General features: G+C 66.2%; 22 protein-coding genes. 14 read left to right on the top strand and 8 right to left on the bottom strand.

The features are described from left to right. Positions 1-46 precede the first annotated feature (46 nt). On the bottom strand, positions 47-496 hold the full coding sequence (locus KBY97_RS11870) for a helix-turn-helix domain-containing protein (protein ID WP_255147227.1): 450 nt from the start codon (positions 494-496) through the stop codon (positions 47-49). Here KBY97_RS11870 and KBY97_RS11875 point away from each other — a divergent pair. From KBY97_RS11875 to KBY97_RS14765, 6 genes are all read left to right on the top strand, one after another. Beyond that, positions 495-1,436, top strand: coding sequence for an SDR family oxidoreductase (locus tag KBY97_RS11875; RefSeq protein WP_315857167.1), 942 nt, complete (start codon positions 495-497; stop codon positions 1,434-1,436). The two genes, KBY97_RS11870 and KBY97_RS11875, sit on opposite strands and share 2 nt — an antisense overlap. Positions 1,437-1,681: 245 nt before the next feature. Next, the gene (locus tag KBY97_RS11880; protein ID WP_255147229.1) at positions 1,682-2,173 is read left to right on the top strand and encodes a hypothetical protein; all 492 of its coding nucleotides are present in this window, start codon (positions 1,682-1,684) and stop codon (positions 2,171-2,173) included. Positions 2,174-2,401: 228 nt separating this feature from the next. Then, positions 2,402-2,851 carry a hypothetical protein gene (locus KBY97_RS11885; RefSeq protein WP_255147231.1) on the top strand — a complete coding sequence of 150 codons (450 nt, stop codon included), beginning with the start codon at positions 2,402-2,404 and terminating at the stop codon, positions 2,849-2,851. A 520-nt stretch (positions 2,852-3,371) separates the two neighbouring features. Next, the gene (locus KBY97_RS11890) at positions 3,372-4,001 is read left to right on the top strand and encodes a DJ-1/PfpI family protein (RefSeq protein ID WP_255147233.1); all 630 of its coding nucleotides are present in this window, start codon (positions 3,372-3,374) and stop codon (positions 3,999-4,001) included. Between the two features lie 178 nt (positions 4,002-4,179). Then, positions 4,180-5,040: a bile acid:sodium symporter family protein gene (locus KBY97_RS11895; protein WP_255147234.1), complete on the top strand. Its 861-nt coding sequence runs from the start codon at positions 4,180-4,182 to the stop codon at positions 5,038-5,040. Positions 5,041-5,338: 298 nt separating this feature from the next. Then, positions 5,339-6,364: an HD-GYP domain-containing protein gene (locus KBY97_RS14765; protein ID WP_255147236.1), complete on the top strand. Its 1,026-nt coding sequence runs from the start codon at positions 5,339-5,341 to the stop codon at positions 6,362-6,364. Between the two features lie 36 nt (positions 6,365-6,400). On the opposite strand, the gene KBY97_RS11905 is transcribed toward KBY97_RS14765, so the two are convergent. Beyond that, complete coding sequence (locus KBY97_RS11905; RefSeq protein ID WP_255147237.1) at positions 6,401-6,772, bottom strand: VOC family protein; 372 nt, start codon at positions 6,770-6,772, stop codon at positions 6,401-6,403. 152 nt (positions 6,773-6,924) lie between these two features. Between KBY97_RS11905 and mtnA the strand changes: the two genes are divergently transcribed. Continuing rightward, positions 6,925-8,067: an S-methyl-5-thioribose-1-phosphate isomerase gene (gene mtnA / locus KBY97_RS11910; protein WP_255147239.1), complete on the top strand. Its 1,143-nt coding sequence runs from the start codon at positions 6,925-6,927 to the stop codon at positions 8,065-8,067. 21 nt (positions 8,068-8,088) lie between these two features. Here mtnA and KBY97_RS11915 read toward each other — a convergent pair whose 3' ends face one another. The 3 genes from KBY97_RS11915 to KBY97_RS11925 form a co-directional block, all read right to left on the bottom strand. Then, the gene (locus KBY97_RS11915) at positions 8,089-8,508 is read right to left on the bottom strand and encodes a cytochrome c oxidase assembly factor Coa1 family protein (RefSeq protein WP_255147241.1); all 420 of its coding nucleotides are present in this window, start codon (positions 8,506-8,508) and stop codon (positions 8,089-8,091) included. A gap of 26 nt (positions 8,509-8,534) precedes the next feature. Further along, the gene (locus tag KBY97_RS11920) at positions 8,535-8,963 is read right to left on the bottom strand and encodes a hypothetical protein (protein WP_255147242.1); all 429 of its coding nucleotides are present in this window, start codon (positions 8,961-8,963) and stop codon (positions 8,535-8,537) included. Between the two features lie 332 nt (positions 8,964-9,295). Beyond that, positions 9,296-9,811, bottom strand: coding sequence for a hypothetical protein (locus tag KBY97_RS11925; protein ID WP_255147244.1), 516 nt, complete (start codon positions 9,809-9,811; stop codon positions 9,296-9,298). On the opposite strand from KBY97_RS11925, the gene KBY97_RS11930 reads away from it, so the two are divergent. Then, on the top strand, positions 9,810-11,981 hold the full coding sequence (locus KBY97_RS11930; RefSeq protein WP_255147245.1) for a bifunctional aldolase/short-chain dehydrogenase: 2,172 nt from the start codon (positions 9,810-9,812) through the stop codon (positions 11,979-11,981). The genes KBY97_RS11925 and KBY97_RS11930 overlap by 2 nt on opposite strands. Positions 11,982-12,009: 28 nt before the next feature. On the opposite strand, the gene KBY97_RS11935 is transcribed toward KBY97_RS11930, so the two are convergent. Continuing rightward, positions 12,010-13,434, bottom strand: coding sequence for a sodium/glutamate symporter (locus KBY97_RS11935; protein WP_255147247.1), 1,425 nt, complete (start codon positions 13,432-13,434; stop codon positions 12,010-12,012). Then, positions 13,431-15,548 carry a prolyl oligopeptidase family serine peptidase gene (locus KBY97_RS11940; RefSeq protein ID WP_255147249.1) on the bottom strand — a complete coding sequence of 706 codons (2,118 nt, stop codon included), beginning with the start codon at positions 15,546-15,548 and terminating at the stop codon, positions 13,431-13,433. Before KBY97_RS11940 ends, KBY97_RS11935 begins: the two co-directional genes overlap by 4 nt. A 34-nt stretch (positions 15,549-15,582) precedes the next feature. Between KBY97_RS11940 and def the strand changes: the two genes are divergently transcribed. The 4 genes from def to rpsU all read left to right on the top strand — a co-directional run bounded on the left by def (position 15,583) and on the right by rpsU (position 17,516). Beyond that, positions 15,583-16,188: a peptide deformylase gene (gene def / locus KBY97_RS11945; RefSeq protein ID WP_255147250.1), complete on the top strand. Its 606-nt coding sequence runs from the start codon at positions 15,583-15,585 to the stop codon at positions 16,186-16,188. Between the two features lie 6 nt (positions 16,189-16,194). Further along, a complete protein-coding gene (locus KBY97_RS11950) occupies positions 16,195-16,392 on the top strand; it encodes a hypothetical protein (protein WP_255147252.1) in 198 nt (65 codons plus the stop codon). Positions 16,393-16,455: 63 nt separating this feature from the next. Continuing rightward, the gene (locus tag KBY97_RS11955) at positions 16,456-17,289 is read left to right on the top strand and encodes a DUF3747 domain-containing protein (protein WP_255147253.1); all 834 of its coding nucleotides are present in this window, start codon (positions 16,456-16,458) and stop codon (positions 17,287-17,289) included. 56 nt (positions 17,290-17,345) lie between these two features. Continuing rightward, a complete protein-coding gene (gene rpsU, locus KBY97_RS11960; RefSeq protein WP_006172073.1) occupies positions 17,346-17,516 on the top strand; it encodes a 30S ribosomal protein S21 in 171 nt (56 codons plus the stop codon). A gap of 189 nt (positions 17,517-17,705) precedes the next feature. Here the strand turns inward: rpsU and KBY97_RS11965 are convergent, their stop codons facing one another. Further along, positions 17,706-19,313 carry a YifB family Mg chelatase-like AAA ATPase gene (locus KBY97_RS11965; protein WP_255147254.1) on the bottom strand — a complete coding sequence of 536 codons (1,608 nt, stop codon included), beginning with the start codon at positions 19,311-19,313 and terminating at the stop codon, positions 17,706-17,708. Positions 19,314-19,369: 56 nt separating this feature from the next. Between KBY97_RS11965 and KBY97_RS11970 the strand changes: the two genes are divergently transcribed. Both KBY97_RS11970 and KBY97_RS11975 read left to right on the top strand, forming a co-directional pair. Further along, a complete protein-coding gene (locus tag KBY97_RS11970) occupies positions 19,370-19,729 on the top strand; it encodes a histidine triad nucleotide-binding protein (RefSeq protein WP_255147256.1) in 360 nt (119 codons plus the stop codon). A gap of 58 nt (positions 19,730-19,787) precedes the next feature. Further along, positions 19,788-21,773, top strand: a complete 1,986-nt coding sequence (locus KBY97_RS11975) for an ABC transporter ATP-binding protein/permease (protein ID WP_255147258.1) — start codon at positions 19,788-19,790, stop codon at positions 21,771-21,773. The last annotated feature ends 5 nt before the right edge of the window (positions 21,774-21,778 follow it).

Genomic DNA, 21,778 nt, shown 5'->3' on the forward strand with positions numbered 1-21,778 from the left:
GGCGCCGATCATCAGGGCCGCTTCCCATTGAGGCTCATCAGGGCGTTCACACGTGGGTTCTGGCCTCCAACACCCTCGGCAGATTCACTTCAATCCAGTTGGCCAAGGTGGCGACATGCTCGGCCACTTCTTCTCCCAAGGGCGTGAGGCTGTACTCCACGAAAGGAGGCACCACCGGATAGGACACGCGCAGGACAAAGCCATCGTCGGCGAGGGCCTGGAGGCTCTGGGCCAGCATTTTCTCGCTGACGCCACCGATTTTGCGTCTGAGCTCACTGAAACGATGGGTGCCCTGGCTCAGGGATAGCAGGCAGAGCACTCCCCAGCGGCTGCATACGTGCTTGAGGATGTCGCGCGAGGGGCAGGGTTGGGCGAAGAGATCGCCCTTGTCGAGGCGCTGGCTCAGTGTGTCGGGCTGGGCAGTGTCGTGTCGCTCAGTGTCGGGGCGCGGAATGTCGCGTCGCGCAGTGTCGGCGTGCAGAGGGGAGGGGCACATGCACTTACCTTTTGGTTGGTACTTGCGAATCGTTAGTTTCGCACATTACGGTGACCTCGCCGATCAACAGAAACGAGCTGACTTCATGATTGTTGTGACGGGCGCCTCGGGGCAACTTGGGCAGTTGGTTGTGTGTGAGCTGTTGCAATCGGTTCCGGCCAGTTCGTTGGTTGCCGCGGTTCGCAACCCTCAGAGTGTTGCCGGCTTCGCCAGCCTTGGTGTACACGTTCGGCAGATGGATTACACCCAGCCATCCACTCTGGAAGCCGCTTTGGCAGGCGCCGAAAAAGTGTTGTTGATCTCTGGCAGTGAGGTTGGTAGCCGCGTGCCGCAGCATGCCAACGTGATCCATGCCTGCAAAGCTGTGGGTGTAAAGCTGCTGGCTTATACCAGCCTTCTGCGCGCTGCTGCGAGCCCGCTTCCGCTGGCGGCAGAACATCAGCAGACAGAAATCCTCTTAGAAGACTCTGGAATTCCCCACGTTGTCTTGCGGCATGGCTGGTACACCGAGAACTATCTCGCGAGCATTCCGGCCGCCCTTGGCTACGGTGTCGTGATGGGCTGCGCGGGTGAAGGTCGAATTGCCTCGGCAACGCGCGCTGACTACGCAGCTGCCGATGCTGCTGTGTTGCTGGCCAATGATCAGGCTGGCAAGGTGTATGAATTGGCAGGTGATGAGGCCTACACGTTGACGGAGTTTGCAGCCGAGCTCAGCCGGCAGGCGCACAAGCCGGTCTGCTATCAGAACATGTCTCAGGCTGACTACAGCCAGGCGCTTGAAGCTGCCGGCTTCCCGCCGCCATTTGCCTTGCTCTTGGCGGAGTCAGATACTGGCGCTGCTCAGGGTGGCTTGTATGACGACAGTAGAACCCTGAGCAGATTGATCGGCCGTCCGACGACTCCACTCAGTACATCGATTCAAGCAACACTTCTCGCCTGATCAGCGCATCAAGTGTTGACATCAGGCCACTGCCCCTGGCGGCGAGGCGTCGGTTGTTCAGTGATTGAAGAACAGTGCCGTCAGGTGCGCATGGGCGGTTTGCTGTGCTCATGACCTCTGCAGCCGTGATCTCTGCGCGCTGCTTCACGCTTGCATCGCCATCAAGCATTCGCCGCCGACCCTGACGGAGTGAGTCATGTGGCTAGCATCCAAAGACTATTGGAACTCTCTTTCCCGTGCCGGCCATGGAACCTGTTTCTGAAGACGAGGCCCGTGTGATCATCCTGGAATGGGGACGCCTGCACGATCTGCAGGCGGGGTTATCGGCATTTCTGCCCTTCATTGCCACGGATGGCTTCTACATGCGTTTTGGCGATAAGCAATGGGTTGGTTACGCGGATTTTGAAGCCCATCAGATCGCAAAGAGGAGGTTTTTCGATGAGATTCACGATTACGTCTCCATCGATGTGGCGCTTCAGGAGCCTTCCACCATGGTCAAGACGGTGATGCTGTGGACCTATCGCCATCGCCCTGAGAACAGCCCAACCAGTCAGCTTTTGAAAGCCCGCATTGAGCACACCTGGGAGTTTCGCCGCTGCCCCACGACTGGGCGTGCCTTCATGCAAGGGCATGTTGTGGATCGTTTCGAATACATCGATGGATTCAAGCCCGTCTCCGCAGAGCAAGCGGCTCATGGCGAAGACCCGCATCTTGATCCCCGTTGGACAACCCGCTGATGAACTGCCTTGCAAGGGCTGTCGCTATGAGGGGTGCGGAATTCACGCCTCCAGGCTTTGGTCGGGGGTGTTTCCTGCTTCTTTCAAGCCACTCTTTTCGCTATCACCTTCCGTTCGGTGAACTCTGGATGGCATCGGTGAGGTTAATTCTGGGGTCAGGCTTGGAGCCATTGTTTGGCGTTGCACTGGTGCGATGCCTGACTGCCGGCTCCAGGTGGTGACCTGCCGATGACGCCCTTCATTCACATCACATCTGCGAAGTTCTCCATCCTTCCAGGAGAAGCAGAGCAGATCATCAATGAAGGCACTTATGGAAAGGCTCTGGCGGAGCATCTCACTGTCAGGCTGCGTGATCTTGGGTATAGGTCTCCATTTTTCTGTCCTGAAGATTGGGGCTGGTGGGTGGAGTTGGCCGGCTATCCCTTCACCTTTGGTGTTTGCATTTATGGGCGTGTTTGTGCTGACGGCAGCCTGGAGCACTACCTGAGTGATGGGGCCAGGCCCGCCAGGCGCTGGAGTTGGCGACGCCTTCGCTTCGTTGACACCGGTGCCGGAGATGCTGCTGCAGCCTTGCACAGCGATCTTGTGGCTATCTTCCGTGCCGATCCCGATGTGCACGTGCTCGCCATCGATCTGGATTCAATGGCTTCTGACGAGGTTCCGACGCCACCAGTTTGAGGGGTTCAGGCGGCTTCTCACGTTTGCAGACAGATTCGTTGCTTCTCGAGGTTTCCACGCTGATTCAGTGCCTGCTCATTTCCCCGGCATCCTGGGCTTCAGCTCTTCTGGCTAGGTAGCGTTGCTCCACGATGGAGTCCGCCATGGCTTTGGAGTTGTCAAGAGATCACCGCAGAGAGGCCATCGCATTGCTTGTCCACTGCTTCCGTGTGAGCAGGGAGGAGAGCGTCGGCTAGATTGCTGCATGGGGGTGCTTGACTTATTCCTTGCGAAGATTTACGGCAAGCCTCTATAACAGAGCTGTGACTGATGTCTTGAAGCGTATGCAGGAGCACTTCTTTGGCGTCGACATCGGTATCCACATCGACATCGATATCCACATCCAAATAGACTTTCACGAAGAGGCATGTCTTTTGCCTTTCAGGACGGAGCTCCAGCCGCCCGCTTGATCCGGGAGCGCCCGCATGTGCATGCTCGTGCTCCCCGCTTCACTCCCTGACCTTCACCCATAGCCTTCCCCATGAACATCGGCCTTCTTGTGTTTCCTCAGGTTGAAGAGCTTGATGTGATCGGCCCTTGGGAGATGTTCTCGCTCTGGAAGCAGCTTGACGGTGGCCCCAGCAGTTGCCTCACCGTGGCGGAGCGGCTGGAGCCGGTGGTCTGCGCCAACGGCCTGTCGATCCATCCGCACGTGTCCTTTGAGGCATGCCCAGCCCTCGACGTTTTGCTGGTGCCGGGCGGCCAGGGAACCCGCGTGGAAGTCTTCAACCCTTGCCTGCTGGAGTTCGTGGCGGAGCAAGCCCGCACTTGTCAGGCGGTGCTTTCCGTTTGCACCGGCGCTTTTGTGCTGCAGGCGGCGGGCCTGCTCTCCGGCAAGCGGGCTACCACCCACTGGGCCTCGCTGGATCGTTTGCGGGCCCTTGGCGATGTGGAGGTGGTGGAAGAGCGATTCACCCGTGATGGCATGATCTGGTGCTCCGCCGGTGTATCCGCCGGTATCGATCTCACGCTCCGCTTCATTGCTGAGGTGGCGAGCGCGGAGGTGGCCGGCAAGGTGCAGTTTGATGCTGAGTATTATCCGTCGGGCGTTGTCTATGGCCATCACCACCTTGGTGATCAAGCGCCAGCCTATATCCGTGAGGCTTCCTGACACCTGGACTTTCTGGAGGATGAGCGCTAGAGGTTGATCATTGCCTGCTTCATCTCGCAGAGTTCGCTGCATCACCCCATGCCCACGCTTCGGGTCCGAGGTCATCGTGAACCAGGCGTCGCCTGGGTCTAGGGTTTTTGCCGGCTGAATTCTTCCTCCCCTTGACCACCCGCGGCTGATGCAGAGCACCCTCTTCACGGCGGTTCTGATGCCGCTTGCGTTGGCGGTTGCGATGCTGGGCATGGGGCTCAGCTTGGTGGCAGAGGATTTCCAGCGCATCACGCGCTACCCCAAGGCGGTGGCGGTCGGCACGGTGTGCCAGCTCGTGGTGTTGCCGCTGATCGGCGTTCTAGTGGCTCTGTTGGTGCCCATGCAACCGTCGATTGCGGTGGGTTTGGTTGTCTTGGCGCTATGCCCCGGTGGCCCATCTTCCAACCTTCTCACCTATCTGGCCCGGGGTGATGTGGCGTTGTCGGTCACTCTCACGGCCGTGAGCAGCATTGTCACGGTGCTCACGATTCCGCTGTTCACCAATCTGGCGATGCAGCACTTTTTAGGCTCGCAGGCGGCGATTTCTCTACCGATCGGCTCCACCATGCTGCAGATCTTTCTGATCACCCTGTTGCCCACGGTGATCGGCATGGTGATACGCCGGCGCTTTCCCCGCATGGCGCGACGCCTCGAGCAGCACATGAGCCGCCTCGCGGTGGGGCTGCTGGCGCTGATCATTGCGCTGTTGCTGGCAAGGGAAGGCACCAAACTGCCGGGCTTCCTGACGCAGGTGGGCACCGCTGTGCTGATGCTCAACTTGCTGGCGATGCTGGCGGGCTTCTGTGCTGGCCGTCTGTTTCGCCTGCCGCCTGCCCAGCGGATCTGCCTCGCGATCGAGGTGGGCCTCCAGAACGGCACCCTGGCGATCGCCATCACCGCCGGCCTGCTCCGCAGCCCGGAAATGGCAGTGCCGGCTGCCGTCTACAGCCTGTTGATGTATGTCACCGGCTTCGCTGCCATTGTTTATGGCCGGCGCAGCGCCGCATGAACTGCCCGCTGAGCGGCTGACCGCCCCTCCCCGCCACCACCAGCTCCTGCATCAGCCCGTCATCAACGCCGCAGCTGTACCAATGCGCTCATGACGTTCCATGAGGAACAGCCGCATGGGGCGGGCAGACGGTATCAGTCACCACTCAGGCAAACCTAAGGTGAATCAACAATGACCCTTTGCGGCCATTGCCCGACCCAGTCCTCCGTTCTGTGAAGTCACCAAGGTAGCCAGAATGAACGATCGGAATAAGGGGGAATCCACCACCAAGGGCCGGCGAAATCCACCCAGGGCGGCCGTGTCCTCAGCCGCAGGTGTCTCTTTGCTACCGATTCAACAAGCCTTGAAGGAACGCACAAAAGAGCTCCACTGCCTGCAGCAGATTGAGCAGATCGTTCGCGCCAACGCAGGTGGCATCGACGATATTCTTCAAAATGTCGTGGACACCATACCTTTTGCCTGGCGTCATTCCGCCAGTGCCATTGCTCGCATTAGCCGTGGCGAAAGGATTTATCAAACCGGTGATTTTGATCGTTGTCTGTCGGTGCTGTCAGTACAGATCAAAGCGAACGACAATGTTTGCGGCCTGATTGAAGTGGGCTACACCAAGTCGTTCGGACTGGACGACGAAGGGCCCTTCCTGCTGGAGGAGCAACTCCTGCTCGATACGATCGCCACTCGGATCGGAACCCTGATCGGTTGGGTGATGGCTGAGGAGAGGCTGATCAACACCCACAGGGAGAAAATAGCCCTCTATCGGCGATTGATCCTGGTGTTAGGGAGTGTCACGGAAATGCGTGCCCCCTACACAGCGGGCCATCAAAAGCGGGTGGCGGATCTGTCCGTGGCGATCGCCGAGCAGATGGGGTTGCCGGAGCGAGAGGTTGAGGGGCTTCAGCTGGCGGCTTCCGTTCACGACATCGGAAAGGTCGTGGTGCCAACGGAGATTCTCTGCAAACCCACCCGGCTCACTCGCCATGAATATGAATTGATCAAGGATCACGCCCAGGCTGGACACAACATCCTTAAAGATGTGGATTTCCCCTGGCCCATTGCTCGCATCGTGCTGGAGCATCACGAGCGCATGAACGGCAGTGGTTATCCAAACGCCTTGCCCGGTGAAGATCTTTTGATGGAGTCGCGCGTTCTGGCAGTGGCCGATGTGGTGGAGTCGATGTGCTCGCATCGACCTTATCGCGCAGGCCTCGGCATCCCGGCCGCCTTGGATGAGATCAGTCGAAACAGCGGCATTCTTTATGACGCTGCAGTAGTGGATGCGTGCAAAGTGTTGTTCAATGACAAGGGATATAGCTGTCGACCTTGATCCGGTAGGCGTTGGTGGTGCGCCACTGACGAACAATTATTTCATCGAATGCAGCCCAATCGGGTTGCCCTCTGTGTCGATCACCACGGAGATAAAACCGAAGTTGCCGATCGCCATTTTTGGCCGGCACACAGTGCCGCCAGCGGACACCACACGGCTTTCCTCCACCGCGCAATCCTCACAGTTGAAATACACCATCGTGCCGCCCTTGCCCGGCTCGCACCCCGCCATCTGCATCAGTGCCCCACCGGCGCCCGCCTGGCTGTCATCCATCGGGAAGCACCAGTAGGCCATCTCCGGGTTGGAGAAGTCCTGGAATTCCACCCGGAACACGGCGGCATAAAACGCCTTGGCCCGCTCGATGTCGAGCACGTTCAACTCAAACCAGGTGACCGGATTGGGTGCCATGGCCAAAGTGCGATGGGTTCAAGCTGAATTTAGCTTCGAACCCCGATCATTTCCTGCCATGGTGTTCTAGTTGACGTCCCTGGTGGCGCTGCTGGGCAGCCGGTGCAGGAGGGCGGAAGAATGAAGCCGATGCCCGCACCCCCTGCTTTCCCATGAACATCGACGGCCGGCCCTGGCGCACGATCTGGCTGGAGGAGGGGGGGCGCTCGGTCGGTGTGATCGACCAGACCCTGCTTCCGCATCGCTTTGAAGCCCGCTCGATCGCCACGCTCGATCAGGCGGCGGGAGCGATCGCCACGATGGTGGTGCGGGGGGCGCCGCTGATCGGCGTCACCGGTGCCTATGGCCTGATGCTCGCCCTGCAGCGCGATCCCAGCGACGCTGCGCTGGAGGCCGCCTTCGAGCAGCTCAACGCCACCCGGCCCACGGCGATCAACCTGCGCTGGGCGCTGGAGCGGGTGCGCGCGCGCGTGCAGCCCCTGCCGGTCGAGCAGCGGGCCGGGGCCGCCCAGGTGGAAGCCGCTGCGATCGCCGAGGAAGACGTGGCGATGTGCGAGGCGATCGGCGAGCACGGCCTGGAGTTGCTGCGCGCCATCGCTACGGCCCGGCCGAGCGAGCGACAGCAGGAGCCCCTCAACGTCCTCACCCACTGCAATGCCGGCTGGCTGGCCACCGTCGACTGGGGCACGGCCCTGGCGCCGATCTACAAGGCCCACCGCGCGGGCCTGCCGGTGCATGTGTGGGTCGATGAAACCCGCCCCCGCAACCAGGGCGCCAGCCTCACCGCCTTCGAACTGGGCCGTGAAGGGGTGCCCCACACGGTGATCGTCGACAACGCCGGCGGCCACCTGATGCAGCACGGCCGTGTCGATGCCGTGATCGTGGGCACCGATCGCACCACCCGCAGCGGCGATGTCTGCAACAAGATCGGCACCTACCTCAAGGCCCTCGCCGCCCACGACAACGGCGTGCCCTTTTACGTGGCACTGCCCGCCTCCACGATCGACTGGTCGATCCGTGATGGGGTGCAGGAGATCCCGATTGAAGCGCGCTCCCCCCTGGAGGTGACCCGCATCGCCGGCAAGCCCGCAGCCGGGGAGCCCACCAGCGTGCAGCTCACCCCCGATGGCAGCGAGGGTTTCAACCCGGCCTTTGATGTCACTCCCGCCCGGTTGGTGACGGCCCTGATCACCGAGCGGGGGGTGGCCCCGGCCAGCGAGGCGGGCCTGCAATCCCTCTACGCCGACTCCCTCTACGCAGCCTCCTTCAACGCAGCCTCCGTCGCCCAGCACTGATACCCACCTGTCACCACCCGTTCACAGGGAGGGCCTGAGAAGGCTGATGGGATCGCCGGCGCCGTTGGGTTGGACCGTCAGGGTGGAGTAGGTCCAGAGGCCTGCGCTTCGGCGGGCTTCCACGTGGAGCGTGCCACTGCCCCTGGGTCCCTCCAGGGGAATGGCCAGTCTGGCCTGGCCCGAGCCACCGGAGACATTCACGCTGCCGGACACAAGGAAGCCCCCGTTGATCGGTGTGCCCAGCCGGCTGATCACTGCGGGATCCTGCTGAGCCCTGGCCAGGGCCTGCTTGTACGGCGTGGACGACTTGATCAGCCCGAACACCAGGCCGGTGATCAGGGCGATGAAGCCGGCCAACCCAGCCAGGCCTGTGAGGCAGCCCGCCGGCACCAGCCACTTCCAGTTTCGGGTCCACCAGTTGGGGGCCGGCTTGGTCTTCATCGGTTGACTCTGGACGCCGTGGTCCCTTAGAGGCCCTCAAAGCGGACGTTGAGGTTGATTCGGTTGGGCCCGATGGCAGTGGCCTGCAGCACCAGGGCGGCCGCCTTGCCCTCACTGGTGCCATCCACCGTCGTGCCCGGAGGCGGATCCATCACCAGGTTGAACCCCCAGGCGCCCACAACGGTGTTGATTTTCCGCTCGCGATAGCCCTGCTGAGCCAGGGACGCCTTCAGCCTGGCGAGCAGCTCCTCGGGATTCCCAGGCAGCTGGGTGTTGCGGCTGGTCTGGCCGATCGCATTGGCGGCGAACAGGCTGGCGGCTGGCTTGGGCAGCGGCAGCGACAAGCCCTTGAGCAACGATCCGGCCGGGGTGGCGAGGGCGTTTCCTCCTGCCAGAGCGCCTGCTCCTATCAGCAGCCCGGTAGAGAGTGCCAGCAGACGGGGACGCCAATCCATGGCTTGTTTGCAAGGCCGCTGGGACGGTACCCCAAGGCGTCGGGACCATGACCTGGTCGAATCCACAGGTTTCCGGCTAGCCGATGGGAGGCGGCGGCCCCCGTTGCTGCGCAGGGTTCAGTACCCCCTCAGCTGGGTGTCCACCGTCACCGTCAGGGTCGACCGCCCTCCCGTCGCTGCGGAAGCCCTGGTCCGAGACGTCCCCCTGGGTGGAGCTCCCTGCTGGAGCGGTTGTGGACGGGGTCTCAGGAGCCGGGTTCAGCCAGGGCACCGCCGCGCATCCACCCGGCAGGCAGGCCATCAGGACGCCAGTGGCACCTTGAGCATCGTCATCAATAACGGCAGTAGCCCACCTCCCCCTGCAGCGGTGGTTTGCAGGGAAAGCGCAGCGGCACGAAGATCCGGTTGCCGTTGGCGGTGTTGGTGAGGGTGATGTTCCCCTGCACGTAGAGCTCCCGCCGCCAGATCCCGCCCAGCCGGTCGCGCAGCAGGTCGGTGCCGCTGGCGTCCTTGCCGGACACCTGCTGGTAGGTCATGCCCTGCCCGTCCTTCCAGCGGATCTTCAGGCCGCCGGGGATCTGCGCATCCACGCAGGCCAGTGGCTTGTCGTTGAAGGCGCAGTCCTTCCAACCGTCACGCGGGATCTGGGGCGGGTTCCGCTGCTGGGCCGGGCCGGGCGCCGCCAGGGCCAGCAGCACCAGCGGCACCACCGGCAGCAACGCCACAGCCGCCCACCCCCTGGCCTTCTGCTGCCGGGCGAGCGGGGGCCTGCGGCGGCAGTGGGACGACACAGGCAGGCCCTGCAGGGTGGCTCCCCGTAGTCTCCCCCAAGCTCCTTCCCGCCCCATGGCCGTGCTCAACCGCTGGTCCGACGCCGACGCGCAGGCGGCTGTGGCCCACTACGGCGCCGGGGGCGTGAGCGAGGCGTTGGCCCTGCGCACCTACTCCGCCCGCCTGCTGGGCGCCGACCCGGAACTGGTGCTGCACGGCGGCGGCAACACCTCGCTGAAAACCAGCGTCACTGACCTGCTCGGTGACCCCATCGCCGTGCTCTGCGTCAAGGGCAGCGGCTGGGATCTGGCCACGATCGAGCCGCCGGGCCATCCGGCCGTTCAGCTGGAGCCGCTGCTGCGGCTCCGCGCACTGCCGTCCCTCAGCGACGAGGACATGGTGGCGGCCCAGCGGCGCCACCTGATGGATCCGGCGGCGCCGAACCCCTCGGTGGAGGCCCTGCTGCATGCCTTCCTGCCCCATGCCTTCATCGATCACACCCATGCGGTGGCGCTGCTGGCGCTGGCCGATCAGCTCGATGCCGAGGCGGTGTGCCGCCGGGTCTATGGCGAACGGGTGGCGATCGTTCCCTACGTGATGCCCGGTTTCGCGCTGGCCAAGGCCGCGGCCGAGGCCTATGAGGCGGCCGCGGCGTCCGCCGCCGTCCGCGGCCAGGAGCTGGAGGGGATGGTGCTGCTCCAGCACGGGCTGTTTTCCTTCGGGGCCACGGCCAAGCAGAGCTACGAGCGGATGATTGGGCTGGTGGGGGAGGCCGAGCGCGCCCTCAGCCACAGCGAGCGCCTGTTTCAGCCATGTGCCCTGCCGAGCCGCCCGGCACCTGCGGCGGCGTTGCTGCCGCTGGTGCGTGGGGCCCTGAGCCGGGCCGCCGAGCGTCAGGGCTGTGCGCGCCGCTGGCTCCTCGACCTGCGCCAGACCGCCACCGCCCTGGCCGTGGCCAACGACCAGCGTCTCGGCAACTGGGCGGGGCGAGGGGTCGCCACCCCCGACCATGTGATCCGCACCAAGGCCCAACCGTTGGTGCTGCCGCCGGCGCCGCCCGCGCAGGGTCCTGAGGCCGGGCCGGCGCTGCAGGCCTGGGCGGCGCAGCTGGAGGCGGCGATGCAGGCCTACGTGGACGACTACCAGTCCTATGTGCAGCGCCAGAACGGCCGCGTGGGCGGCCACAAGACGCCGCTGGATCCCCTGCCGCGCGTGATCGCCATCCCCGGCCTGGGCCTGGTGGGGGTGGGCGCCAGCGCGTCAGCGGCCGCCGTCACCGCCGACATCGCCGAGGCCTGGGCCCAGACCCTGCTGGCCGCCGAGGCGCTGGGCCGCTTCCAGCCCGTCGGTGAGGACGACACCTTCGACATGGAGTACTGGAGCCTGGAGCAGGCCAAGCTCGGCAAGGGCAAGGAGCTGCCCCTGGCCCGGCACGTGGTGCTGGTCACTGGTGGAGCGGGCGGTATCGGCGCGGCGATCGCCCGGGCCTTCGCCGCCGCCGGCGCTGAGGTGGCCGTGCTCGATCGTGACGCCGAGGGGGCTGCCGCCGTGGCCGCCAGCTGCGGCAAGCGGGCGCTGGCCCTCACCGCCGATGTCACCGCACCGGTGCAGGTGCGCGCGGCCATCGATCAGCTCGTCAACCGCTTCGGTGGCCTCGATCTGGTGGTGTCCAATGCCGGCGCCGCCTGGAGCGGCCCGATCGCCACCCTCGACGACGCCGATCTGCGCGCCAGCTTCGATCTCAACTTCTTCGCCCATCAGCACGTGGCCCAGGCCGCTGTCGCCGTATTCCGCGCCCAGGACGGCGCTGGCCTCACCACTCCTGCCGCCCCTGGCGACCCTGCCACTCCAGCGGCCACTGCCGCGCCGCTGGGCGGGCAGCTGCTGTTCAACGTTTCCAAGCAGGCCCTCAATCCCGGCCCGAACTTCGGTGCCTACGGCATCGCCAAGGCGGCCCTGCTGGCGCTGATGCGCCAGTACGCGCTCGAGGGCGGCGCAGAGCGCATCCGTGCCAATGCCATCAATGCCGATCGCATCCGCTCCGGCCTGCTCGACGACGCCATGATCCGCGCCCGCTCCACCGCCCGCGGTGTCAGTGAGGCTGCCTACATGGGCGGCAACCTGCTGGGTCAGGAAGTGAGCGCCGCCGATGTGGCCGGCGCCTTCGTGGCCCTGGCCCGCCTGGAGCGCAGCACCGGCGCCGTGCTCACCGTCGATGGCGGCAACGTGGCGGCCATGGTGCGCTGAAGGGGGGCTGGAGGCGCCGCCCCACGTGTCAGCTGGCCTTCGCCTGCCGCGCCAGCCATAGCCCCAGAGCAATCCACAGCAGCACCAGCACCAGGCAAAGGGCGGTCCAGGCCGGCAACCCCCAGCCCACCACCACCAGCGGGGCGACCACGGTGATCACGCCGCCAGCCAGCAGGGGCTGCAGCAGCAACTGCTTGATCGAAAAGGCCGTCACCGCTTCGCTGCGGTCGTCCGGGTCGGCCATGCGCAGCAGCAGCAGGCCGCTGGCGGCCACGCCGGTGGCCTGGCCGAATTCCAGAATCGCGCGTTCAAACCAGTCGGCCGGCAGGATCCGCGGCGCCAGCAGCAGCACCACCGCCAGGTTCCACAGCAGGCCCGCCAACGCCAGCACGGTCAGGGGCAGCCAGTCGGCGGCCAGCAGCCGCAGGTCGAGGCAGGCCGTGGCCGCTGTGATCAGCAGATCCGCCGCCAGCGTGCCGGTCTGGCTCTGGATCGGTGTGGACACCCAGCGCTCCTGGCCGCTTTTCTCCAGGGCCAGCCGCACCAGCAGCGATCCCACCAGCGCGAGCGGAAACACCGGCAACGCGTCGATCACCATGGCGAACACCCCACCGCTGCGATCGGCGCCCCAACGCAGCGCCGCCAGCAGGCCGCACCCGATCACCACGGCGATGCCGGCCAGGGCCATGTTCACCGCCCAGTCGGCCCCGTGCCGCCACCAGGCCGGCAGCTCCAACGTGCCTTCTTCCAGGGGCTGGTCGGCGGGGATCGCCTCCAGCGGTGGGGTCTGCTCCACCACGATCTCCATCGCCTGCTGCAACGGAATTCCCGCACCGAAGCTGAGCCAGCCCCGTGCCCGCGCCAGCACCACCACCAGGCCGCCCACCACGGTGGAGGCCAGCAGCCCCACGGTGGCCATCGCCAGCCCCAGGGCCTGGCCGCCTTCCAACCCCAGCCGTTCGTAGGTGGGGCCCATCGCCGCCGCCGAGCCGTGCCCCCCCTCGTAGGCCACCTCGATCAGCAGCGCCATCACCGGACTTGTGCCCAGCAGCGGCTGCAGCACCAGCAGCACCGCCAGCCCGCCCACCAGAAACTGGCCGAAGGCGAGCGTGAGGGCCATCAGCACCTGCCCGGAGAGCGGCCGCCACAGACCGCCCAGCTGCGGCAACGGCTTGCCCAGCAGCAGACTGGCGAACACCAGCGTCAGCAGCGGCAGCGGCAACTGGTTCCAGAGGTCGATCACCGGCGGCGGCACCAGTGGCAGCAGCCCCGCCGGGGCCACCAGCAGTCCGAGGCCGCCGGCCAGCAACGCCTCCGGCAGGCCCCAGCGTTTCATGCCCAGCCGGGTGCCGATCAGACGCCCCAGCAGCAGCAGCGCGATGAGCACCACCAGCGCCAACAGCGGCCAGTGCCAGCCCTGCAGCAGCGATTCTGCAGCGTCCGGAAGCCTCACAGGCCGAACTGCCCGCGGAAGAAGGCTTCGGTGGCCTCCAGCACCTCGATGCGCACCTCCGGCCGGCGAAAGCCATGGCCTTCCCCGGCGAAGCGACGCACCTCCACCGACAGGCCGTTGGCCGCGAGGGCCGCAGCCATGGCGTCGGTCTGCTCGGGTGGCACCACCTCGTCGTCGAGGCCCTGAAAAAAGATCACCGGGCAGCGCATCCGGCCGGCATGGTGCAGTGGCGAACGCTGCGCATAGAGCGCCTGCGCCGCCGGCCAGGGGCCCACCAGGCCCTCGAGGTAGCCGGCCTCGAAGCGGTGGGTGCTGCCCGCCAGTGCCGCCAGATCGGCCACGCCGTAGCGGCAGGCTCCGGCGCGGAACACGTCGGTGAAGCAGAGCGCCGCCAGGGTGGTGAAGCCGCCGGCGCTGCCGCCCTCAATCGCCAGGCGCTCCGGACTCGCCGCACCTGCCGCCACCAGAGCGGCGGCCGCGGCGGCGCAGTCGCCCACGTCCACCACACCCCATTGGCCGGCGAGCCGGTCCCGGTAGGCCCTGCCGAAGCCCGTGGACCCGCCGTAGTTCACGTCCACCACGCCCCAGCCGCGGCTGGTCCAGAACTGAACCGCCAGATTCAGGCCCGTGCTTGCCATGGCGGTGGGCCCGCTGTGACTCTTCACAAGCAGCGGTGCCAGCGGGTGGGCGCCGCCGATCGGCGGGTAATACCAGGCGTGGGTGGGCAGGCCGCCGTGCCCTTCGAACCAGAGGGCCTGCGGCGTGCTGATCGCTGCCGCCGCCAGGGGTGTCGTCCCCGCTGGGGCCGCCGCTGCTACGCCGCCGCCCACCGCGCTTGCTGCGCCGCCCCCACCGGCTGCAGATTCCGCCGATCCATCGCCGCCCGCTGGGGTGTGGCTCCAGCCGCCAACGCGCAGATCGATCTCCAGCAGGCCCTGCGGGGTGACGGCATCTGCGGCCACCGCTACCACCCGGCCGCCGCCGGCACTCAGGCCATCGAGGGCGTCGAAGGGCTGGGCGAGCGGCTGCCAGCGCCCCACGGCGGCGCCTGGCCCCGGCATCGCGATGGTGCCGAGCTCCCAGCGGCCGGCCCGGCAGACCGCCGCCACCAGTTGCTGGCCATCCCAGCCCGTGGTGCGCCGCCCGTACACCCAGGCCGGCAGACCGAATTCCGCCTCCATCGGCAACAGCGGCTGCCAGTGCAAGGCAGTGGTGGGGGGTAGGGCCGCCACTGTTAGAGGCAGCGGCCCGGCCGCCACCGAGGGCTCCACCGCCGCCGGGCGCTCAGCCGTCGGCAGGTGCTGTGCCGCCGGCAGGCGCTCCAGGTTCCACCAGCCGCTGCGGTCCGTGGCCACCACCAGGTCGCCCCTCGGCAGCCAGAGCGGTTGCACCACCGACACGTTGGCGGCGGCGCTGGGCCCGGTGGCGGCGCCCCCGGCCAGCGGCCGGCAGTCGCCTAGCACCCCGCTGGCCTCAAAGCGGCCCAGCCACAGCTGGCTGCGGTCCCAGGGCATGAACGGTTGCTGCCATTCCACCCAGGCCAGGTGGCTGCCGTGGGGGCTGAGCACGGCGCTGCCGCAGAAATCGGCGGGCTGGTGCAGGAGCACGGGCTCTCCGCCCGCCAGCGGCACGGCCACCAGCTGATCGACGCCATCGCACTCCATAACGCCGATCCAGCGCCGGCGCGGGCCGTCGATCAGGCCGTCAGCAAAGGCCCGGGCCGCTGGCGTGGTGAGCCGCCGCGGCTCCGGCAAGGGCGGCTCCGGCAGCGGCGCTTCCGCCGGCAGCTCCAGCGCCCACAGGCAGCGGTCGCCATCGTTGACGAACACCACTGTGGTGCCGCCGTCAACGCTTCCCACCGCAAACACCCCGCCGCCGTAGGTGTGGACCCGGCTGCGCAGGTTCCACGGGGCCGGGGTGAGCTCCTGGCTGGGCCCGCCGGGCCGCTGGCGCCACAGCAGGGTGACGCGGCCTTGCTCAAGGGGCCGCTGCTCCAGCCAGAACAGCTCCTGGCCATGCAGCAGTGGCTCCTTCAGCGTGGGCGCGGCTTCCACCGCCACCCGGGCTGGCAGTGCTACGGACTCGGCCGGCCTCCAGTTCCCTCCCACGCGCATCTTCTAGAATCCATCCATCGTTTCAGGTGACGCCTTGGCCAGCAGCTTCGCCAAAATGGCTCGCCAGGCGGAGCTCACCAGCCGTGGAGTCCACGTTCCCAAAGAGGTGGTGGATCACCCCCCGCTCACCATCCATACCCTCGGCGATGCCGCGCTGCGTCAGCCAGCCAAACGCATCAGCAAGGTGGATGAAGCGGTCCGGGATCTCGCCCGCGACATGCTCCGCAGCATGTACGCCGCCCATGGCATCGGACTGGCCGCTCCCCAGGTGGGCGTGCACAAGCAGCTCGTCGTGATCGATCTTGATCCCGAGAACCCTGCCACCCCGCCGCAGGTGTTCATCAATCCTGAGATTGTCGCCACCAGCGGCTCGCTCACCACCTATGAAGAAGGTTGCCTGAGCATTCCCGGCGTGTATCTGCAGGTGGTTCGCCCCACCACCGCCGACATCAGCTTCCGTGACGAACATGGCCGGCCGCGCCGGATCAAGGCCGATGGCCTGCTGGCCCGTTGCCTGCTCCATGAGATGGACCATCTCCACGGCGTGCTGTTCGTGGATCGCGTCACCGACGAACTGAGCCTCAACGACGGGCTCAAGGAGCATGGGTTCGAGCGCACCGCCGTCCACACCCTGCGCTGACGTCCGATGCCGATGAAACCGTTTGCCGGGGTGTTCCTGGCGCTGGCCTGCCTGCTGGGCATTGCGGCCACGGGCTCTGTCTTTGAGCTCTCTTATGGCGATCCCGATCTCGGGGTCACCGCCACCCGGCTGATCCTGGCGGCGTGCCTGCCGGGCACGGTCATCAGCCTGCTGGTCGCAATTCGTCTCAACAAGCCGGCCTAAGGGGGGCTGGCGCGCTCGTGCCTCACTTTACCATCGGCACCTCCCTGCCGCTGGGCTTCTTCGATGCGACATCTCCGGCCGAACCGCACCCTGCCGTTCCTTTCTGCGTTCGGCGTTCTGGCGATGGGCGGTTCCCTTGTTCCTCCTCACGCGCAGGCGGCTCTGTTCGGCGCCCGTGAGGTGGCCCAAGAGCGTTTTGTGCTGGTGGCCGCACCGATCGGCGACGGCACCCGCGCCCAACTCAACATTTATGAGCAGATCACCGATCGCCGCCCCTGCTTCGCCGTGTCCGGTGCCAATCCGGCCCGCGTCGACCCCTTGTTGGGCACCTTTGATTTCACAGGCATCTGCACCCGCTACATCGATGCCAACGGCTATTCCCTGCGGGTCGGTGAAACCGACTTAGGCACTGTGTATCGGATCAGCGTGGTGCGCAGCGGCAACGACAACATCCTGCTGGCCACTCCGCATCGCGGCAAAACAGGCCCAGAGATGATCATCGCCCGCACCAACGGCCAGGGTGCAGGCTTCCTTCAGTTCACCCCCAAACCGGGGTGGAGGCTGATGCGCCGTCAGTTCGGCACTCGCGCCCTCGGCCACCTGTACATCTATCGCGACGAGTGGCCTGGCGCATCCACGGCAGCTCCTGCTGGCACTCCTGCCGCCCCCAGTCCCACGCCCGCTGCCGAGGTGCCCGGCAGCAACGCTCCTCAGAGCACGACCGCTCCCAGCAGGTCAACCCCTTCCACCACGGCGCCCGCAGCCAAAACCCCGCGTACCCCAGCACCAGCAGGTGCTGCAGCGCCTAACGGTTCAGCGCCCGCTGCCACTGCTGCCCCGACGGCTGTTCCTGCTTCGGTTCCGCCGACATCGACAACAACGCCGCGCCCTCAATGAAGGCTTGGCAGAGGCACTTGCTACATTGAACGATCTCCAGCCCCACTGCGTGGTTCATGACCCAGGTCACCGTCGGCGAAAATGAAGGCATTGAATCGGCGCTGCGCCGGTTCAAGCGTCAGGTGTCCAAGGCAGGGATCTTTGCCGACCTCAAGCGCCTGCGTCACCACGAAACCCCCACCGAGAAGTACAAGCGCAAGGCCCAGCAGCGCCGCCGCCGCCGCTGATCCAGTCGGCTGCACGGAACCCTCCCCGCCACCGCATCGTCGTAACGCACCGACCCAAACCCGTTGAACGCAGGTTCAGCGGGTTTTTTCGCTCGAGATCAACACGCCGGGCCGTTTGCTTGCTCAGTTGGTCGTCAGGTCCGATGCCGCTCACGCCTGGTCCCACAAACCAGCCGGTTGGCCCATCGATCAGCAGGTTGGCCCCCGGATCGGCTGGATGGCCCCATTCAGCAGCTGGTCGGCGTCGCTCTGCAGCTGGTCAAAGGAGCGATAGGTGAGGGCTTCGGCCAGATGGGAGCTCAGCACGTCGGTGCTGCCTTCGAGATCGGCGATCGTGCGGGCCACGCGCACCAGCCGTTCGGCTGAACGGGCGGAGAGCCGCCGCTGCCGGATGGCGCCGCGCCAGCGTTCCAGCGCCGGCGTCGACAACGCCAGATGCCGCCTCAGGGCCTCACCCGTCAAGGCGCTGTTCGGTTGCCCTGCGGGGTTGCGCCGCACCATTCGCTCGCGGGCCTGTCGCACCCGCTCCGCCACCTCCTTGCTGCTGGGCGCACCGCTACTGCCGCCCCCCCCGGCGCCGGCCGAGGGCAGCCCCACCAGCTCATCCGCCTCCAGGCGTCGCATCACCACCTGAAGATCGATGCGATCAAGCAGCGGCCCCGACAGGCGCGACCAGTAACGCTGGCGTACCCCTTCCGGGCACTGACAGCTGCGCAGCGGGTCGCCGAACCAGCCGCACGGACAAGGATTGGTGGCCGCCACCAGCGCCACCCGGCAGGGGAAGCGGGTGCGCTGGCGTTGGCGGCTGATCCATACCTCTCCCTCCTCCAGTGGCTCCCGCAGCTGATCGAGCACCGCGCGCTGGAATTCAGCCAGTTCATCGAGAAACAGCACGCCGTGGTGGGCCAGTGACAGTTCGCCCGGCCGCGGCAGCGCCCCTCCTCCCACCAGGGCCGTGGCGGTGCAGCTGTGGTGGGGCGCCCGGAACGGCCGCTGGCGGATCAGGCCCGCATCGCGGCTCAACAGGCCCGCCACGGACACCACCTGGGTGAGCTCGAGCGCTTCCTCCGGCGGCAGCGGTGGCAGCAGGCCCGGCAGGCGGCGGGCCAGCATCGTCTTGCCGCTGCCTGGCGGGCCCACCAGCAGCAGGTGATGGTGGCCGGCTGCCGCGATCTCCAGCGCCCGCCTGCCGTGGTGCTGCCCCCGCACATCGGCCAGATCCGCCGCCGCCGCCTCGCCAGCGGCTACTTGCCTGCTGGCAGCGGGCAGGCACGGGGTGGCGAGGCCTGGGTCCAACAGCAGTTGGGCCACCTGCTGCAACGTTTCGGCTGGCCACACCGTGAGCCCCTCCACCAAGGAGGCCTCGGCGCCGTTGGCGGCCGGCACCACCAGCGCCCGGGCGCCGGCCTGCCTGGCTGCCAGGGCCAGGGCGAGCGCCCCCCGCACCGGCCGCAGGGTGCCATCAAGGCCCAGCTCGCCGGTGCTCCACACGCCCACCAGCCGCTGGGAATCGAGCTGGCCGCTGGCCAGCAGCACACCCAGGGCAATCGGCAGATCGAAGGCCGGTCCCTCTTTGCGCAGGTCGGCCGGTGCCAGGCTCACGATCACCCGGGTGAGTGGCGGCCGGAAGCCGCTGTTGCGCAAGGCCGCCCGCACCCGCTCGCGGGATTCCCGGCCGGCCGTGTCGGAGAGGCCCACCAGTTGCAGGGCCGGGAGGCCAGGGGCAATGTCCACCTCCACCACCACCGGCGCTGCCTCCAGCCCCAGCAGGGCGGCGCTGTTGCAGCGTGCCAACATCGTTTTCAAACCAGGGTCACCTCATCGGTTCCCGCCCTGTCCAGCCCTTTGGCGCCATGGCCTCCAGCACCCCACCAGCGGGCGACACGATCTTCGGGCGCCTCCTGCGCGGTGAGATCCCCTGCGATCAGGTCCACGCCGACGACCTCTGCCTGGCCTTCCGTGATGTGAACCCCCAGGCGCCGGTGCATGTGCTGGTGATCCCCCGCGAACCCCTGGTGAATCTCAATGCGGCTGGTGAGGAGCACCAGGTGCTGCTGGGGCATCTGCTGCTGGTGGCCGCCAGGGTGGCCCGCCAGGAAGGTCTCACTGGCTGGCGCACCGTGATCAACAACGGAGCCGAAGCCGGCCAGACCGTCTTTCATCTGCACGTGCACGTGATCGGTGGCCGTCCGCTGCACTGGCCACCGGGCTGACCGCCCCCCTCCCACCGCCCGCCGCCAACGGCGACAATGGGCGGACCTGTCACGGTCCATGAGTTTCTTCAAGGCGTTCCGCGAGCAGCTCGGCAAGCTGCAGCGCCTGGCCCAGCCTTACTTCCTCCCCCTGGAGGAAAGCAGCTCCTGGCAATTCCTGCTGCTGGTGCTGTCTCTGCTGGCGGTGGTGGTGGGCTTCACCCTGCTGCTGCTCACCGGCACAGTGGCCGCCGCTGGTGCGCTCATCCCCGAACTGCGCAGCCGCTTCCTGCCGGGCGTGCCCGAGCAGGTGGCCGCTCTTTGGAGCGGTCCGATCGGCCCGGTGGTGATGGCCCTGTTTGCGGGGGGGCTGGGGGTGTTCGCCAGCTTCCGGGCAAAACTGCGACAGGGCCGCTGGTTGCCCTGGTTGTTGATCGGTGTGATCACTCTGCTGATCCTGGTGATCAACGGCATCAATGTGGGCATCAGCTTTGTGGCGCGCAACGTTGATAACGCTCTGGTGGCCTACGACCAGGACGGCTTCTGGAAGATCGTGGCGATCTACGCCTTCTGCCTGGTGCTGGCCCTGCCGATCCGCGCCACGCAGAGTTACCTGATCCCCAAGCTTGGCTTGCTGTGGCGGGAGTGGCTGAGCGGCCGTCTGCTCAGCCGTTATCTCTCGAACCGGGCCTACTACATCCTCAACCCCAACGACGAATCCCTGCAGGAGATCGACAACCCGGATCAGCGGATTTCTCAGGACACCGCCAGTTTCACTGGCACCAGCTTGAGCGTGACGGTGGAGATCCTCTCGGCATTGCTCACCTTCGTGAGTTTCATCATCGTGCTGTGGAGCATCAGCGTGAACCTCGCGATGCTCCTGCTGGTCTATTCAGTGGGTGGCACGGCCTTGATCGTGTTTGCCAGCCGCAAGTTGGTGGCCCTGAACTATCTGCAGCTGAAGTTGGAAGCTGATTTCCGCTACGGCCTCGTTCACATCCGGGACAACGCCGAGTCGATTGCCTTCTACCGAGGCGAACAGCAGGAAGGCAAAGAGGCGGAACGCCGATTGAGCGGCGCGATCGTGAACTACAACAAGCTGATCGTGTGGGAGGCGCTGATCCAGGTGATTCAGCGCTCCTACGACTACTTCTCTCGCTTTCTGCCCTGGTTGGTGATCGCCCCTGTGTATTTCGCCAGGGAGGTTGATTTCGGCGTGTTCGGGCAGGCGAGCATCGCCTTCAGCCAGGTGCTGTTCTCGGTCAGTTATATCGTCAACAACATCGATCGCCTGGCGGCCTTCTCCGCGAGCATCAGCCGTCTGGAGGGCTTCCAGCTCAAAGTGGATGCAATCGGCAGCGAGGCCCGCAAGCGCGATTTCCAGGATTCGCTGCTGGCGGACGGCGCACATCAGACGATCCTTGTGAAACATGCGGATCTGGTGCCCCCCCACACCGACCGCCGCCTGATTCACGACATCAGCCTGGAGGTGGGCCCCACCCAGCGGCTGCTGGTGGTGGGCCCCAGCGGTTGTGGCAAAACCTCTTTCCTGCGCATGGTGAGCGGCTTGTGGCCGGCCGCGGCCGGCACGGTGGAGCGGCCGCCGCTGGCGGAGTTGCTGTTCATTCCCCAGAAGCCCTACATGATCCTGGGAAGCCTGCGGGAGCAGCTCTGTTATCCCATGCAGCCTGAGCGCTTCAGCGACGACCATCTGCGCAGTGTGCTTGAGGAGGTGCGTCTGCCGGAGCTGGTGCACCGTTACCCGGACCTCGACATCAAGCAGGACTGGCCCCGCCTCCTCTCCCTCGGCGAGCAGCAGCGCCTGGCCTTCGCCCGGCTGCTGCTGAACTCGCCGCGTTTCGTGGTGCTCGATGAGGCCACCAGCGCCCTTGACGTGAACACCGAGAAGCACCTCTACAAGCTGCTCACCGAGCGGGACATGGCCTTTGTCAGCGTGGGCCACCGTCCCACCCTGGCGGCCTTCCACGACACCGTGCTTGAGCTCGACGGCCAGGGCGGCTGGCGCCTCCTGCCGGCCACCGGCTATGACTTCACCCGCACCTGAACGCC

Source organism: Synechococcus sp. ATX 2A4 (genome assembly GCF_024346375.1).
Classification (GTDB): Bacteria; Cyanobacteriota; Cyanobacteriia; order PCC-6307; family Cyanobiaceae; genus MW101C3.

What these genes read in the sequence shown, in the direction of transcription:
- KBY97_RS11875 (WP_315857167.1), top strand. Translation starts at nt 495, where the DNA reads ATGCACTTACCTTTTGGTTGGTACTTGCGAATCGTTAGTTTCGCACAT.
- KBY97_RS11870 (WP_255147227.1), bottom strand. Translation starts at nt 496, where the DNA reads ATGTGCCCCTCCCCTCTGCACGCCGACACTGCGCGACGCGACATTCCG.
- KBY97_RS11880 (WP_255147229.1), top strand. Translation starts at nt 1,682, where the DNA reads ATGGAACCTGTTTCTGAAGACGAGGCCCGTGTGATCATCCTGGAATGG.
- KBY97_RS11885 (WP_255147231.1), top strand. Translation starts at nt 2,402, where the DNA reads ATGACGCCCTTCATTCACATCACATCTGCGAAGTTCTCCATCCTTCCA.
- KBY97_RS11890 (WP_255147233.1), top strand. Translation starts at nt 3,372, where the DNA reads ATGAACATCGGCCTTCTTGTGTTTCCTCAGGTTGAAGAGCTTGATGTG.
- KBY97_RS11895 (WP_255147234.1), top strand. Translation starts at nt 4,180, where the DNA reads ATGCAGAGCACCCTCTTCACGGCGGTTCTGATGCCGCTTGCGTTGGCG.
- KBY97_RS11905 (WP_255147237.1), bottom strand. Translation starts at nt 6,772, where the DNA reads ATGGCACCCAATCCGGTCACCTGGTTTGAGTTGAACGTGCTCGACATC.
- mtnA (WP_255147239.1), top strand. Translation starts at nt 6,925, where the DNA reads ATGAACATCGACGGCCGGCCCTGGCGCACGATCTGGCTGGAGGAGGGG.
- KBY97_RS11915 (WP_255147241.1), bottom strand. Translation starts at nt 8,508, where the DNA reads ATGAAGACCAAGCCGGCCCCCAACTGGTGGACCCGAAACTGGAAGTGG.
- KBY97_RS11920 (WP_255147242.1), bottom strand. Translation starts at nt 8,963, where the DNA reads ATGGATTGGCGTCCCCGTCTGCTGGCACTCTCTACCGGGCTGCTGATA.
- KBY97_RS11930 (WP_255147245.1), top strand. Translation starts at nt 9,810, where the DNA reads ATGGCCGTGCTCAACCGCTGGTCCGACGCCGACGCGCAGGCGGCTGTG.
- KBY97_RS11925 (WP_255147244.1), bottom strand. Translation starts at nt 9,811, where the DNA reads ATGGGGCGGGAAGGAGCTTGGGGGAGACTACGGGGAGCCACCCTGCAG.
- KBY97_RS11940 (WP_255147249.1), bottom strand. Translation starts at nt 15,548, where the DNA reads ATGCGCGTGGGAGGGAACTGGAGGCCGGCCGAGTCCGTAGCACTGCCA.
- KBY97_RS11950 (WP_255147252.1), top strand. Translation starts at nt 16,195, where the DNA reads ATGCCGATGAAACCGTTTGCCGGGGTGTTCCTGGCGCTGGCCTGCCTG.
- KBY97_RS11955 (WP_255147253.1), top strand. Translation starts at nt 16,456, where the DNA reads ATGCGACATCTCCGGCCGAACCGCACCCTGCCGTTCCTTTCTGCGTTC.
- rpsU (WP_006172073.1), top strand. Translation starts at nt 17,346, where the DNA reads ATGACCCAGGTCACCGTCGGCGAAAATGAAGGCATTGAATCGGCGCTG.
- KBY97_RS11965 (WP_255147254.1), bottom strand. Translation starts at nt 19,313, where the DNA reads ATGTTGGCACGCTGCAACAGCGCCGCCCTGCTGGGGCTGGAGGCAGCG.
- KBY97_RS11970 (WP_255147256.1), top strand. Translation starts at nt 19,370, where the DNA reads ATGGCCTCCAGCACCCCACCAGCGGGCGACACGATCTTCGGGCGCCTC.
- KBY97_RS11975 (WP_255147258.1), top strand. Translation starts at nt 19,788, where the DNA reads ATGAGTTTCTTCAAGGCGTTCCGCGAGCAGCTCGGCAAGCTGCAGCGC.